Consider the following 12,751-nt stretch of genomic DNA (forward strand, 5'->3'; position numbering starts at 1 on the left):
GACAATGTGCCTGGAGGTCAATTTGCCCTTGGAAATTATTATTATTCAGCACTCCCATTAAACAAATTCATTGTCATCTTGAGTGAAACGAAGGATCTAGCCAAGGCATAGCCGCATCCATCTGTCGACCGGCTCTTTCTTTTGGCTCTCCCCTTCCCCATTTCCGCCGGCCATCACCGGACAACAGGTGTTGTCATCCCTCGGGAGCCGTTTCAGGCTGAGCCGGATCCTTCGGAGGTCTCAGGATGACAACATTTCGAAGTGCTTCTATCTTTTTGACCGTTTATTTAAGTATGGGAAGGAGGAGTGTACGTGGTGGGGTGGATGGTGACGACGATGGATTTTGAGGTGGGAGTGTTGCTCTTGTCGGCGACGCTGTCGATGGGGATGAGCACGTTGGCTTCGGGGAAATAGGTTGCCACACAGGTCCGGGGAATGGGGTAAGGGACCACGACAAAGTGTGAGGCTAATCGCGTTTGACCTTTGTGATGGCTGATGATGTCCACTGCGTCGCCTTTGGCAAATTTTCGTTCTTCCATATCCTGCTCATTCATGAACACCACCCGTCGGCCGGCTTTGATGCCACGGTACCGGTCATCCAATCCATAGATGGTGGTGTTGTATTGATCGTGGCTGCGGATGGTCATCATGAGCAATTGATCGGGTGCCAGGTGAATGCCCGGCATCGGGTGGACGGTGAACCGGGCTTTACCGGATGGAGTGGGAAATTGCCGAGCATCACGGATCGGATTGGCGAGGTAGAACCCCCCTGGTTTGTTGACGCGTTCGGTATAGTGCTCATGTCCGGGGACGACCTGGCTGATGAGATGGCGAATGGCATCGTAATCGTGGATGAGTTCGTCCCAGTTGATGTGGTTCCCTGGTCCTTCTTTGTTGGTGAAGGTGGCCTTCGCGAGGCTGGCGACGATATCGACTTCACTTTTGAGAAACTCGGATACCGGCTCAAGTCGGCCCTGTGAGGTCTGGACGATACCCATGGTGTTTTCCGTGGTGACATATTGGGGGATGTCATCTTGAAGGTCCTTGTCGGTGCGTCCCAGGGCCGGAAGGATTAGAGCCTCGGTTCCGGTGACCAGATGAGCCCGATTGAGTTTGGTGGAGATGTGGACGGTGAGCCGGCAGCGGGAAAGCGCCTGCGCGGTATAGGCCGTATCCGGTGTGGCCGAAAGAAAGTTTCCGCCGAGAGCCATGAAGACCTTGGCCTTTCCGGCATGCATGGCCTTGATGCCTCGCACCGCGTCATGGCCTCTTTTGGTGGGTGGCTGAAAGTGACAGGCCTTTTCGAGGCGATCCAGAAATTCCGGAGAGGGGTTCTCGGTGATGCCCATGGTGCGATCGCCTTGCACATTGCTATGCCCACGGACGGGGCAGGGGCCTGCACCTGGTTTGCCGATGTTGCCACGCAGTAGGAGGAAGTTAATGATTTCCTGCATGTTGGCCACGGCGTTTTTATGTTGGGTCATGCCCATGGCCCAGGTGCAGATGATACTCTTGGCCTGTTCCGCAATATCGGCGGCCTTCTGAATGTCCTCTCTGGCAATGCCGCTGCCTTCCTCAATTTTCTCCCATGCGATGTTTCGTGTAATGGTGGCGAAGTTGTCAAAGCCTTCGGTGTATTCCTGTATGAACGAAAGGTCGAGAATGGAGCCAGGATTCTTTTCTTCCCTCATGAGCAGTTCCTTCATGATGCCTTTGAGCAGGGGGACGTCGCCGTTGATTTTGACGGGGAGAAAGAGCGTGGCGATCGGGGTTCCCTGGCCCAGCCAGCTAGTGACTTCCCGGGGATGAATGAACCGGGTGGTGCCGGCTTCGGGAAGCGGGTTGATGCTGACAATCTGACAGCCTCGCCGGGCGGCCTGTTGAAGCGTGGCGAGCATACGCGGATGGTTGGTGCCGGGATTTTGTCCAAGAATGAAGATGGCGTCGGCCTTGTCGAAATCGTCGAGCGTGACGGTGGCTTTGCCGATGCCGATAACTTCTTTTAACGCCACGCTGCTGGATTCGTGGCACATGTTGGAGGAATCGGGCAGATTGTTGGTGCCATAGAGTCGCGCGAAAAGTTGATAGAGAAATGCGGCTTCGTTGCTGGTACGACCCGATGTATAGAAGACGGCTTCGTTGGGATCGTCGAGGGCATTGAGGTGCCCGGCGATGGTGTCAAATGCCGTGGCCCAGGAGACGGGATGATAATGCGTATCTTCGCCCCGTTTGATCATCGGGCGGATGAGGCGTCCCTGCTGTCCAAGCCAGTGATCCGATTCCCTGCCCAGTTGCTCCAGGGAATATCGTTGGAAAAATTCTTTGGTGATGACGGTGTTGGTGGCTTCATGGGCGACGGCTTTGACGCCGTTTTCACAAAACTCGGTGATGGCCCGCGCACCATCAGGATCGGGCCAGCCACAACCCGGGCAATCAAATCCTTGCTTCTGATTGACCTTGAGGAGGGCCTGGCCACCGCGCATGAAACCCAGTTCGTGCGTGGTATGTTTGAGGGAAGTGAGAATGGCGGGGATGCCGCCGGCGCACGTGGAGGGCGCGTCAAGTTGAAGGCCGTGGCCATCTTCGATCGGGATGTTCCACGGCGGGGTTGACGGGGCTTCCGGTATGTCGCGTTGTTCGTCCACCTTTGTCCTCTGGTTGTGGAGCCTGGTGGGCTTGAATTCGTCCGAAGTCGTGATAGACCGTCATGCGTTGATGGTCTAAAAACCCCACCAGGGTCATGTTGAATTCTTCTGCCATCTGCACCGCCAGCGTGGAGGGTGCGCCCACGGCGGCGACAAACGGGATGCCGCCCATAGAGGATTTCTGCATGAGTTCGAAGCTGGCCCGCCCGCTTACCAGCACCACATGGCGATGCAGGGGAAGACGGTTATTCATCAAGGCCCACCCTAGAACTTTATCCAGGGCATTGTGCCGTCCGACATCTTCCCGCAGACAGAGCAACGTGCCCTGTTCATCGAACAAGGCTGAAGCATGACAGCCCCCCGTTTGCTTAAAGAGCTGTTGCTGCGCGGCCATGCGTTCCGGCAAACAGAATAGCATGTTTTGTGTGACGGAAGGGGAAGTCAGCATTTTAATGTTTTGGCCAAATGGATTGTTGATTTTAAGGGCCTCGATGGAAGTTTTGCCGCAGATCCCGCAACTGGAAGTCGTATAAAAATTCCGGTCCATCGTCGCGGTTTTCACCGACACGCTGGAGTGCAGCTTTACCCGCACGATATTCTGAAAGTTCTGCCCCTCGACGATTGGTCCACATGGTCGAATCTGTTTGATGTCGTTCCATTCAGTAATGATGCCTTCGGTGAACAGAAATCCTGCGGCCAGTTCCGAATCGTGGCCGGGAGTGCGCATGGTAATCGAGATACTTTTCCAATAAGCCTGGCCGTCGGCCCAATACTCCAGCCGAATTTCAAGCGGTTCTTCAATTGCTAACTGGTCTGCTCTGGCGTGTGCAACCGGGCGGGAGGAATCGGCGAAAAAGGTCGTGCCCTGCGTCGGATAGAGTTTGGTTGCCATGCTCCCAACCTCTTTATCGTTGAATGGCTAGGCGCCATTGGTGTCACTGTAGATCTTGTTATTATAGCTCCCTTCATTACTCTTATGCACGGCAGAATTTCTTCGTGGTCAAAGAAGACCTGATGCGGAGAATTCCAGGTCTCGATTGCATGGTCGTCCCTATCATCGACAATGGACCCTGAGAGAATGGACGGACCTCGTCAGGCCATGAATCATTTCGTCTTCGGTCACACTTACCCCGGTTTGAGGTTTTTGATGGCTATATTGTGCGGCTGCTGTACACTTCTTCTCTTGAGACGACAGATTTCCTGATACGATAGGGAATGCTCAAGAGGTGACATATGAAAATACTGCTGACGGGAGCGACAGGATATGTGGGCGGGAGACTGCTGCATCGGCTGGAGCAGCATGGCCGGCAGGTGCGGTGCCTTGCCCGGCGACCGGAGTTTTTGCAGTCCAGGGTTGGTCCCGGCACAGAGGTCGTCGCCGGTGATGTGCTTGATCCGGCCACCTTGGCGACCGCCATGTGTGGAGTGGAAGTGGCCTACTACCTGGTGCATTCCATGGGGGAGTCAGGAAGTTTCGAGGCTGCGGATCGTGAGGCTGCGGACAATTTCGGCCAGGCTGCGCGCGCGGCTGGTGTGGGACGCCTCATTTACCTTGGCGGTTTGGGCGATGACCGGGAAACATTGTCTCCTCATCTGCGAAGCCGGCATGAGGTGGGAGAAATTCTTCGGCAATCCGGTGTGCCGGTCGTGGAATTTCGGGCCTCCATCGTTCTTGGCTCCGGCAGCTTGTCTTTTGAGATGATCCGGGCGTTGGTGGAACGGTTGCCGGTGATGTTGACGCCACGCTGGGTTCATGTCCCTGCCCAACCGATCGCAATCGATGATGTGCTGGCCTATTTGACCGGAGCGCTTGACCTGCCGCTGACGAACAGCCTGGTTCTGGAGATTGGCGGTCTCGATGTGGTGTCGTACGGGGATTTGATGCGGGAATATGCCCGGCAGCGACAACTGCGTCGGCTCATGGTGCCTGTGCCGGTTCTCACGCCACGATTATCCAGCCTGTGGCTTGGACTCGTGACGCCGTTGTATGCGCGTGTTGGGCGCAAACTCATTCAAAGTATCCGGTATCCCACGGTGGTTCGCGATGACTCCGCGCGACGGGTGTTTGCGATCGAGCCCATCAGTGTGCGCGATGCCATCGCGCAGGCGTTACGGAACGAAGAATCGAAATTGGCGGAGTCACGATGGTCGGATGCAAACTCTGTAGGCGGAGGAGCCCGTCAATATGGCGGTGTGCGATTTGGTAACCGGTTAGTGGATGTGCGCAGACGGCATGTGCCTGTTCCGCCGGCTGACGCGTTTCGCCCTATTCAACGAATCGGCGGGAGTACCGGCTGGTATTACGGTAACTGGCTATGGACCCTTCGTGGGTGGTTGGATCTCTTGGTAGGGGGCGTGGGTCGTCGCCGTGGTCGGCGGGATCCGGAAGCCTTGCGGGTGGGGGACGTGGTGGATTGGTGGCGGGTGGAGGCCATCGAGCCGGGGAGGCGTCTCCGGCTCTTTGCCGAAATGAAATTGCCCGGACGTGCCTGGCTTGAGTTTCTCGTGGAACCTGAAGGCGCCGGCTCGAAGATCACGCAAACAGCCAGTTTCGATCCGATTGGTCTAGGAGGTTTGGTGTATTGGTATGGGATGTGGCCTGTGCATGAACTGGTGTTTCGCGGAATGATAAGAGGGATCGCCCGCGAAGCGCAGCGACAGGACTGAAAGATAAGACTGTTTACGAGGCCCTGGATCAGGGAAGGATTAGTGGACCCCTGAGTGGAATAGACCTGGCGAGCTTATGGTTCGCTTCAGTTAAAGAATAGCAGAAGCTGTACATCTCATCTTAAGGAAGGGCTGTGCGCTCACTTTCAAATTTCGTTCGACTTGACCGTGTTTGTTCTTGCTGTAAAGGCCTAGGTACAATAGATTTTCCCTTCCACTCAACATGTGAAGTCCACCACTTGAGGCCATGAGCAATACTCCGCCGCTTCAATCGTTTCATCCGGTTGTTCAAGAATGGTTTACGACCAGACTTGGTGCACCGACTGATGTGCAGCGAGCCAGTTGGCCAGCCATTCATTCCGGACAGCATGCGCTGATTTCTGCACCCACCGGCTCCGGGAAAACGCTGGCAGCTTTTCTCACATGCATCGACCATTTATTGCGACAGGCGATTACCGGGGAGTTGGAGGATGGCATTCAGGTTATCTACGTGTCGCCGCTACGGGCGTTGAGTCATGACATTCACAAAAATTTAGAACTCCCGTTAGCTGAGATTAGCGAGCTGGCTCTGTCTGCCGGATTTTTGGGACCGAGAATTCGGGTGGAGGTCCGAACCGGGGATACGCCCGCTGCGCAAAGGCAGCAACAGCTCAAGCATCCGCCCCATATTTTGGTGACGACGCCGGAATCGTTGTTTCTTCTGGTGACGGCCAAACGGAGCCGGGAACTCCTGACCGGTGTGCATACGGTGATTGTTGATGAAATTCATGCTCTCGCACCGAATAAACGTGGCGCCCATCTGGCGCTGTCTCTTGAGCGGTTGGATGCCGTGACCTCCCGGCGGTTGGTACGCATCGGTCTGTCCGCCACACAGCGACCATTGGAAAGGGTCGCGCAATTTCTCTTGGGTGAATCGGCTCATCGCGCGAAGGCGCAACAACCTTCCCTCTTTGATTCAACGCATTGTCACATCGTGGATGTCGGCCATCGCCGGCAGTTGGATCTGCAGGTGGAAGTACCGAAAGATGAATTGGGCGCAATCGCCACGAATGCCATTTGGTCGGAGATTTATGATCGAATTGCCGACATCGCCGGGCCGCATCGTTCGACCCTGGTGTTTGTGAATACGCGCCGGATGGCCGAACGGGTAGCGCATCATCTGGAAGAACGCTTAGGCGAAAATCAGGTGGCGTCCCACCATGGCAGTTTGTCACGGAAACTCCGTTTGGATGCGGAAGAACGACTGAAGACGGGGCAGATTAAGGTGATGGTGGCGACCGCGTCATTGGAGTTGGGGATCGATATCGGGTGTATTGATGTGGTGTGCCAGATCGGATCACCTCGCGCGATTGCCACCTGTCTTCAGCGAGTGGGACGCGCAGGGCATCAGGTGGGAGCGGTTCCACAGGGACGACTGTTTTGTACGACCCGGGATGAATTAGTGGAATGCGCGGCGGTGGTCCGTGCGATTCGGCAGGGTCAATTGGAAACCATTGAGATTCCATCTGCCCCGCTGGATATTCTGATTCAACAGATCATTGCCGAGGTCGCGGCGCAGGAATGGGATGCGCGGGATCTGTTTGCCTTGTGCCGGTCAGCCTATCCGTACCGGGAGTTCACGTGGAAGAGCTTTGAGTCCTTGCTGCAATTGGTTGCCGAAGGATTTGTGCCGGGGCGCAGACGGTTGTATGCGTTGATCAGTTATGACCGTTCTGAAGGCCGGCTTCGGCCAAAACGTGGAAGCCGGTTGGCTGCGTTGACTTCCGGGGGAGCGATTCCTGAAACGGCGACCTATCAGGTTGTGGCGGAACCGGATGGAACCGTGGTGGGAACGGTGGACGAAGATTTTGCGATTGAGAGTCTGGCTGGAGATATTATGTTGCTGGGCACGACCTCCTGGCGCATTCGGGGAATTGAAACCGGAAAAGTCCGTGTGGAAGATGCGCATGGCGCCCCGCCCACCATTCCTTTTTGGCGGGGTGAAGCGCCTTCCCGATCGTTTGCCTTATCTCAGGCGGTGGCGGAGGTGCGAGAGCAGATCTTTCATTTGCTTGAACAGGGTTTTGTTCCCGGAGATGAAACCCCGCGGCATTGGTTATATGAAGAATGCGGAGTGGATGCGGCGGGTGCCGATCAATTGTTGGCCTATGTGGCCGGGGGCACACAGATTCTCGGAGGTGTGCCGACGCAGACCTGTGTGATTGCGGAACGGTTTTTTGATGAGGCCGGGGGGATGCAACTGGTGCTGCATGCGCCGTTTGGTGGCAGGCTCAACCGCGCATGGGGGCTGGCATTACGCAAACGATTTTGCGTGAATTTTGATTTTGAATTGCAGGCGGCCGCGACCGATGACGGGTTGGTGCTGTCGCTTGGTGAGCAGCATAGTTTTCCACTGGAGGCCATCTTTGGGTTTGTGCATCACAATACCGTGCGAGACGTGCTCATCCAAGCCACGTTGGCGACTCCGCTTTTTCTCACACGCTGGCGATGGAATGTGACCCGTGCGTTGGCGCTGTTACGGTTTCAACACGGTAAACGTGTGCCGGTGCATCTTCAACGCATGCGGGCGGAAGATTTATTGGCGGCGGCATTTCCGATGGCGGCGGCCTGTGGCGATAATCACGTTGGAGATATTCAGGTGCCGGATCACCAGTTGGTTCAGGAAACGCTGCACGACTGTTTGACGGAGGCCATGGACCTTGTGGGCCTGCGCCAGGTGCTTGAGCGGATCGAGAATCAGGAGATTCAGGTGCGGGTGGTGGAATCGCCGGTGCCCTCTCTCTTTGCGCATGAAATTTTGAATGCCAACCCCTATGCATTTCTGGATGATGCGCCGCTCGAAGAACGACGCGCGCGCGCCGTGAATCTTCGACGAACGTCACCCGCCAGCTTCGATGGAAACATTGGGACATTGGATGGTGCCGCGATTGAGGCGGTGATTGATGAAGCCTGGCCATTGGTTCGTGATGCTGATGAATTGTTCGATGTGCTTCAGGTTCTGGGATGGTTGCCATTGGTGTTGGGTGAGCCGTGGCAGGAGTACGGCGATTCATTACTGTCGCATGGCCGCCTACTGGTGCTGAGGGTGCCCATTGAGGGATCTTCGGAAAGGGAGCCGGTTGAGGGTTGGACCACCAGAGTACATCTGACGCGTCTTCAGGCCTTGTTCCCGAGGGCACACGTGATTGCCGGTCTGCAGGATTCACTGTCCCTGTCTGTGGACAAAGAATCGGTCACGGCAGATTCTGCCGCGCGGGATGTGGTGCAAGGCTGGATGCCGCATATCGGTCCGGTGACCGCTGGCGAATTGGCGGGAAAATTGAGCATTCCTACAGCACTGGTGCAGCAGGCTCTCTTGCAGTTGGAAGGAGAAGGCCAGATTCTTCGAGGCCATTTCCGTCCCTCTTCCCGCCTTGAGGCATCGACTTGTTCTTCGACAGGAGAAGAACAGAGGAATCCCCAACAGGCCTTCGAAGAGGAATGGTGTGACCGCAGTCTTCTGGCGCGCATTCATCGGCGAACGGTGACGGCTTTACGCCGGGAAATTGAACCGGTCGCCGCGTCGGATTTTATGCGCTTTCTCTTTCGCTGGCAGCATTGCGCACCCGGAACACAATTACACGGGGAAGCCGGGCTACGTGAAGTGATTCACCAGTTGGCAGGATTTGAAGCGCCGGCTTCGGCGTGGGAACATTCCCTCCTCAAAGCCCGCCTGGCTGATTACAAACCTGAATGGCTTGATAATTTGTGCCTGCGCGGGGAAGTAGTCTGGGGACGTCTGACCCCTCCGGAAAGTAAGGCCGCGCGCTTGTCTGTCGTAGCATCAGGACAGAGGACAGGAGACTTTGTACTGGACGCTGGAGTGTCGGTTGCGGCATTTCGGCCCCTGACTCCAACCAGGCTGGCTCCCATTAGTTTTTTGCGACGACAGGACGTGAGTTGGGTTTTGGCGGTGGCCAAACCTGAAGCATCTGCAGGACCGCTTGGCGTCCGCCTGAATTTGAGTGGGGTGGCACAAGCCGTCTTGGATTGTCTGGATCGTCGTGGCGCATGTTTTTTCACGGATCTGACCGGTCGAACGGGACATCTGGCCGCCGAAGTGGAACAGGCCTTATGGGAATTGGTGGCAGCAGGGTTGGTGACCGCTGACGGGTTTGATCCCCTGCGAGCCCTGCTTGATCCTCGGCGGCGGCGAGCCGAGGGCAGGGATCGCGCGCGCCGTCCGGGTCACAGCGTCGGGCGTTGGGATCTGTTCCAGGGTGATCATGTCGCCGATCATGAGGTCCAGTCGGTTTGTCTGCACCCGCATGAGCAGTGGGCCAGGCAATTGGCGCATCGTTATGGCGTGGTCTTTCGCGATCTGCTCAAACGGGAATCGTTGCCGGTGACCTGGCGTGAACTGCTGGTGCAGTATCGAAAACTAGAATGGCGGGGTGAGATGCGGGGTGGCCGGTTTGTGACCGGTTTTACGGGAGAACAGTTCGCACTGCCGGAGGCAGTGGAATCGTTACGGGCGGTTCGCCGTGATGTCCAAGTCGGAGCACAAGAGATTCGCCTGTCCGCCGCCGATCTGTTAAATCTGGTCGGCATCATCTTGCCGGGCGAACGGATCTCCGCTCACACATCCAAGCTGATTTTTTTCCGTAATGGTGTGACGGCTGTCGATACCGCCTCAGTCGTCAGTCTGGCTTGATCGAACCTGTTGTGACAAACCGAACAGGTCAGAAATCCCATCAGCAATCCTTCGCATCCCGTTTTATGGTACCGGGTCTGGCATTGGCCCTTTTGGGATGTATGACCCTGCTTTGGATTCCGCTTCCCTCTCCTAACATTCTCCGGAAAGTCTTCTACGATTTTTGTCATGTTCCATTATTTGGTGTTGTGGCCATGATCCTTTTGTATCTGGCACGGCAACGAGGTGAGCCACGAGGGTGGTCTGTAGGTAGCCAATATGGTTTGGCGTTCATTGGGGCTGTGATTCTGGGTGCATTGGCGGAAGGCATGCAATCGTTCAATTCGAGTCGTTTTGCCGAATGGTCGGACTTCCTTTTAGATGTGTTGGGAGCTGTGGGTGCCTTGGGGTTGTCTTTCACGTACGATCAAAGATTTACGGGACGTGTTGCAATATGGCGGGTGGCTCCTAGGAAACAACTGGTTCAGGCCGGGGTCGGATTACTTGTGGTGGTCGCCCTGAGTCCGGTGCTCGTCTGGTCCTATGTCTATTGGGACCGGGATGCCCGATTCCCTTCACTCGTTCAGTTTTCTGCCGCATGGGAAATGATGTTGATCAATGGGAGGGACGCTGCCGTTCAGATCGTTCCTCCGCCCTTAGGCTGGGGTAAACCACAGGTCGATACCGTGGGGCTCGTGCTGTTTTATCCGAAACCCTATCCAGGTATCCGCCTTAGGGAGCCCTATCCGGATTGGAAAGGATTTTCTCATTTCCATTTTGAGGTGTATTCCGAATTGCCGGAAGCCCAATCGCTGATCATCCGAATTGATGATGCACAACATAATAACGACTATACGGACCGGTTTAATCAGGCCATCACCATTTCGCCGGGCCTCAATCACATTCACATTCCGTTAGATGACATTCGTCTCGCCCCCGTTGGTCGGGAAATGGATCTCAGCTCGATTAAGAATGTTCAACTCTTTGCCATAAACCCACCGGAAGAATTTTCCCTGTATCTCGATAATTTCCGTCTGGAATAGAGTTGTCAGGGTTCGTGGAGTGGAAGCCGGGCGAGCGAACATACAGAGTATCCCAATAATTGGCAGATGCATCTGTGAAGTCGGCGCTGGCACCTAAGTCAACAATCCCATGTAGCGGTTGCGAATATGAGGTTGGGGTAGGGTCGATTTTTTCATTGAATCCCGGTAGACAGATGCGCACAGGTGAGTAGAATATATTTTGATGAAGCTGTTTCATTTTTCAATATGGCGCGTCATTCGACTGGGAAGGAATGGGTTGCAAAACTATTCATATCCGGTGGCTCTCCCCACCATGGAATCTCAACAAAAAGGCGATTATCCCAATGGTACCTGACATCCTGACGTTTTCCTCCGCATTTCGTTTTCGATGTTTTCTATGGGTTCTGGCGTGTGTGCAACTGGGTCTGGTTGGTTGCCACGTCACGTTAATTTCTTCTTATGATCCGGAAATGGATCGGACGGCAACATCGCTCCAAAAAAAGATGGACGCTTTTTTAACCCGACTCGAAACCCATGCCGGGGAATCACAGGCTCACTATTCGTGGGATCAGGTCTTTTATCAGGACTATCTGGTCCAGCTTCGCTCCCTGCGACTGCGCGCACAGAGCGATCCCACGAATGAGTTCACGGCCAAACAGTTGACGCTCATGATGGATAATTTTGAGCAACTCCGTTTGGCCCATGAAGGGGGGCCTCTTCCCATTCCCACGATACAGGCCACACGAGATTTATTTAATCAAGGCTGGCAGGCCATTATTGCGAAAGAAATCGCCAAGCGGCGGGGAGTGGATCCACAGTGATCATATTCAGCAACAGGAAGCACGGGTGAGTGGTTGTCACGCGTGAGTGGTGTGACTTGAATGTTGGGTCATGTATCAATGGTCTTCCTCAATGATGCGAAGCGATCTTGACCGGACTAGGGCCCTTCGCTAAGATCTGCGTATGCCTAGACCGCCATTTCCTACAGGTCCTCGACCCACGCCTCGGATGGGTGGGGCTCGTCATCCGGCTCCTCCAGGCCAAGCTAAACAATTCGAATCGCTCCGGGCGTCGTTGCTGTTTTGTCCAAAATGTCAGACTGCGACTCCGGCTCGTGAGCGTCTTCTTTTAGTGCTCCCTACCGGGAGTCTCTACGAATACCTCTGTGCCCATTGCGGGACGTCCACCGGTTCTAAAACCGACCAGGCCCAAAGCGAAGTTCGTCTCATCACTCCCTAAATTTCTCTAGCATCGTTTTTTGACGGAGGATTTTTTGTGCTATGGCTCCGTCCTTCCCGTCTTTCCATTTCGTCATTATCGCCTGTAGGTAGTGGGGAGTCATCTTCGTGAGGATATGCAACGAAAGAAAAAGGTATGCCATTTCAAGGAGGCAGAAGGATCTGGCTGGACCTCAAGGTGTTTCGACCTGGGCACAGGTTCTTCGCCGTGGGCTCAGAATGACAATGTGCAATCAGGTGGCCCCGCAAGTACCAAAAGGAGAGCCAAATTCGACAGAATTACGCCAAGATTGATTCCCAATAAGGAATGTCGGGAATGACCAGGTGGGCGAATTTTTGGGCAGCTGGCGGCAGGCATGACGGGGAGTTGGCGCCTTCTATTATTCTGCTTGTAAGGCTGTTGAATATTTCAGATATGTGGCCTTTGCATGAACCGATGCGTGACCGAGGTCCACAAAAGAAAAATAGTGGAGTGTTCAAAAAGGCTCGTCCAGTCCTGTCCTGAGG

Annotated in this window: 7 protein-coding genes; 5 read left to right on the forward strand and 2 right to left on the reverse strand. The window is 55.1% G+C overall.

All coding sequences use genetic code 11. The annotated features are described in order from the left end of the window. Positions 1–287: 287 nt before the first annotated feature. Both PJI16_03595 and fdhD read right to left on the reverse strand, forming a co-directional pair. Entirely contained in the window at positions 288–2,645 is a 2,358-nt protein-coding gene (locus PJI16_03595; protein ID MDT3776641.1) for an FdhF/YdeP family oxidoreductase, read from the reverse strand. Next, positions 2,560–3,537 carry a formate dehydrogenase accessory sulfurtransferase FdhD gene (gene fdhD, locus PJI16_03600; protein MDT3776642.1) on the reverse strand — a complete coding sequence of 326 codons (978 nt, stop codon included), beginning with the start codon at positions 3,535–3,537 and terminating at the stop codon, positions 2,560–2,562. Before fdhD ends, PJI16_03595 begins: the two co-directional genes overlap by 86 nt. A 341-nt stretch (positions 3,538–3,878) precedes the next feature. Between fdhD and PJI16_03605 the strand changes: the two genes are divergently transcribed. From PJI16_03605 to PJI16_03625, 5 genes are all read left to right on the forward strand, one after another. Beyond that, positions 3,879–5,312, forward strand: a complete 1,434-nt coding sequence (locus PJI16_03605) for an SDR family oxidoreductase (protein MDT3776643.1) — start codon at positions 3,879–3,881, stop codon at positions 5,310–5,312. A gap of 247 nt (positions 5,313–5,559) precedes the next feature. Then, positions 5,560–10,005: a DEAD/DEAH box helicase gene (locus PJI16_03610; protein ID MDT3776644.1), complete on the forward strand. Its 4,446-nt coding sequence runs from the start codon at positions 5,560–5,562 to the stop codon at positions 10,003–10,005. A 101-nt stretch (positions 10,006–10,106) separates the two neighbouring features. Beyond that, the gene (locus PJI16_03615) at positions 10,107–11,027 is read left to right on the forward strand and encodes a VanZ family protein (GenBank protein ID MDT3776645.1); all 921 of its coding nucleotides are present in this window, start codon (positions 10,107–10,109) and stop codon (positions 11,025–11,027) included. Positions 11,028–11,350: 323 nt separating this feature from the next. Then, positions 11,351–11,827, forward strand: a complete 477-nt coding sequence (locus PJI16_03620; protein ID MDT3776646.1) for a hypothetical protein — start codon at positions 11,351–11,353, stop codon at positions 11,825–11,827. A gap of 142 nt (positions 11,828–11,969) precedes the next feature. Continuing rightward, positions 11,970–12,245 (forward strand): hypothetical protein, encoded by a 276-nt coding sequence (locus PJI16_03625; GenBank protein MDT3776647.1) that lies wholly within the window; start codon positions 11,970–11,972, stop codon positions 12,243–12,245. Positions 12,246–12,751: the final 506 nt, after the last annotated feature.

The organism is Nitrospira sp. MA-1 (assembly GCA_032139905.1).
Taxonomy (GTDB): Bacteria; Nitrospirota; Nitrospiria; order Nitrospirales; family UBA8639; genus Nitrospira_E.

Bases quoted from the DNA above. Each gene is read 5' to 3' on its own strand.
- PJI16_03605 (MDT3776643.1), top strand. From the start codon at position 3,879: ATGAAAATACTGCTGACGGGAGCGACAGGATATGTGGGCGGGAGACTG.
- fdhD (MDT3776642.1), bottom strand. From the start codon at position 3,537: ATGGCAACCAAACTCTATCCGACGCAGGGCACGACCTTTTTCGCCGAT.
- PJI16_03610 (MDT3776644.1), top strand. From the start codon at position 5,560: ATGAGCAATACTCCGCCGCTTCAATCGTTTCATCCGGTTGTTCAAGAA.
- PJI16_03615 (MDT3776645.1), top strand. From the start codon at position 10,107: ATGACCCTGCTTTGGATTCCGCTTCCCTCTCCTAACATTCTCCGGAAA.
- PJI16_03620 (MDT3776646.1), top strand. From the start codon at position 11,351: ATGGTACCTGACATCCTGACGTTTTCCTCCGCATTTCGTTTTCGATGT.
- PJI16_03625 (MDT3776647.1), top strand. From the start codon at position 11,970: ATGCCTAGACCGCCATTTCCTACAGGTCCTCGACCCACGCCTCGGATG.